General features: G+C 65.6%; 3 protein-coding genes. All 3 read left to right on the top strand.

Features of this window, described 5'->3' with window-relative positions; all coding sequences use genetic code 11:
• Positions 1-191: hypothetical protein (locus NTW26_00435; GenBank protein ID MCX7020741.1), on the top strand; the 191-nt coding region annotated here is incomplete at its 5' end.
• Positions 192-200: 9 nt separating this feature from the next.
• Complete coding sequence (locus NTW26_00430; protein MCX7020740.1) at positions 201-1,316, top strand: thiamine-phosphate kinase; 1,116 nt, start codon at positions 201-203, stop codon at positions 1,314-1,316.
• Between the two features lie 128 nt (positions 1,317-1,444).
• A partial coding sequence (locus tag NTW26_00425; GenBank protein MCX7020739.1) for an ATP-binding cassette domain-containing protein occupies positions 1,445-1,921 on the top strand: 477 nt, incomplete at its 3' end.

Here is a 1,921-nt window from a genome sequence, read left to right as displayed (position 1 = left end):
AGCTGATCAACGAGCTCTTCGTGTTTACCGATGTGTCGGTGAAGGACGCGGTGATGGCGGTCCTGGTATGCCGTTATCTGAAGCGGATAAGCGCCCATCTGATGAACGTGGCCTCGACAGTCATCAACCCCTTCGACTGGGTCAGCTACCAGTACGACGGTGACCCCGCCGACGCCAAGGAACTGGATTAGGAGTGCACGATGCATTTAAATGAATTGTCCGAGCAGGACGTCATCAAGCGGCTGACCTCGATCCTTATGTCGGACAGCCCGTCGCGGGTCTCCGAAACGGACGTTCTGCACAGTTCTCGTGAGGGCAGGCAGCCCTCCAGCGGCAGCAGTCGGTTCAAGCCCCCACTGATGCGCGGTGTGCGCCTCGGGCCGGGCCACGACGCCGCCGTGGTCACCCCGAACGCCGGATTCGATCTGGTGATCACCTGCGACCAGCAGATTGAGGGCACCCACTTCGATCTCGATCTCATGGGGGAGGAGGCGGTTGGCCGTCGGGCCCTGGCCGCGGCGGTGAGCGACCTTGCCCCCTTCGGCGCCACGCCTCTTTGGGCCACCATTGCCGTGGCCGCCTCACCAGAGGTCAAGCTGGAGACCCTCGAACAGGTCTACCGCGGGCTGACCTGGGCGGCCGACGAGTTGTCCGCGCCTTTTTCCAGCGGGGGCTGGTCGAAGCTGGCCTTCGTCGGCGGCGACCTGGCCACGACCCGGGGGCCCATCTATATGGACATCTGTGTCATCGGCCAGCGCCCCAGCACATGGGCGCCCGGGGGCAGGGCGGGGGCGAAACCCGGCGAGACGATCTATTTGAGCGGACCCACCGGGATGGCCGCGGGGGGGTTCTGGCTCTTGAAAAACCAGAAAACCACCTTCTCCAGCTCCGAAAAGCTGCGCAAGGCCTTCCTTTGGCCGGAAGTCGAGCTGGAGCTCGGCGTCCGACTCTGGCGCGACGCCCGGCTCACCACTTGCGCCGACACCTCCGATTCCCTCGGTGAGCAGCTCCGGCTCCTCGCGGAGGCCTCCGACGTGGGGGTTCAGGTCTCCGAGGACCGCCTGCCCCTGCCGCCGACTCTCGTCGAGGTCGCTGAAGCCATGGGGATCGAGCCGGTGCAGTTGGTCCTGGGCGGCGGCGAGGACTTCCGGCTCCTGCTCACCGGGCCTGCGGGGCTCGAGCAAAGAGAGAAAAGCCTCGTGCCCATCGGCAAGGTCCTCCCCCGGGAGGAAGGGGTCCGCCTCCTCGGCCTCGACGGCGTGCGCCGGGAGTTGCCGGGTCCGTTGTTCAGTCACTTCGGTGGCTCGGCGACATAGCGTTCGATACACACGGTTCCACGCGGGGCGCCCCTCCGGGACGCCCCATATTGATTGACCTCCGACACGCCCTGGACTATAATCACCTCAACTTTAAGACTGACATAAAGTTAGCGCAGAGGAACCCCGTGGTCCACGTCGCCAGTTTCCAGCACGTCGCCAAGCTCTACCCCCGCGGCGTCCTGGCTCTCCACGATGTCAACCTAGAACTTCCCAAGGGCGAGTTCACCTTCCTCACCGGTCCCTCCGGTGCCGGCAAGACGACGTTCCTCAAGCTCCTCTTCGGCGAGGAGCACCCCACCAAGGGCGAGCTCGTGGTCCTGGGGCACGACATGAACCACCTGAGACCCCGACACCTGCCGGGGTTGCGGCGGCGGATCGGCGTGGTGTTTCAGGACTTCCGCCTCCTGCCCCGGCGGACCACCGTGGAGAACCTGGACATCGCGCTACGGATCCGGCGCCTGTCCAAAGACGAGCGCCAGCGGCGCATAGACTCCATTCTGCGCATCGTGGAGCTTGAGGGTCGGGCTGATTCCTTCGCCGAGGAGCTCTCCGGCGGCGAGCAGCAGCGCGTGGCCATCGCCCGCGCCATCTCCGGCGACCCC

This window comes from bacterium (assembly GCA_026398675.1).
Classification (GTDB): Bacteria; RBG-13-66-14; RBG-13-66-14; order RBG-13-66-14; family RBG-13-66-14; genus RBG-13-66-14.
The sequence above is the reverse complement of the archived record's forward strand: the minus strand, read 5'-3'. Positions and strand labels throughout refer to the sequence as shown.

What these genes read in the sequence shown, in the direction of transcription:
- NTW26_00430 (MCX7020740.1), top strand. Translation starts at nt 201, where the DNA reads ATGCATTTAAATGAATTGTCCGAGCAGGACGTCATCAAGCGGCTGACC.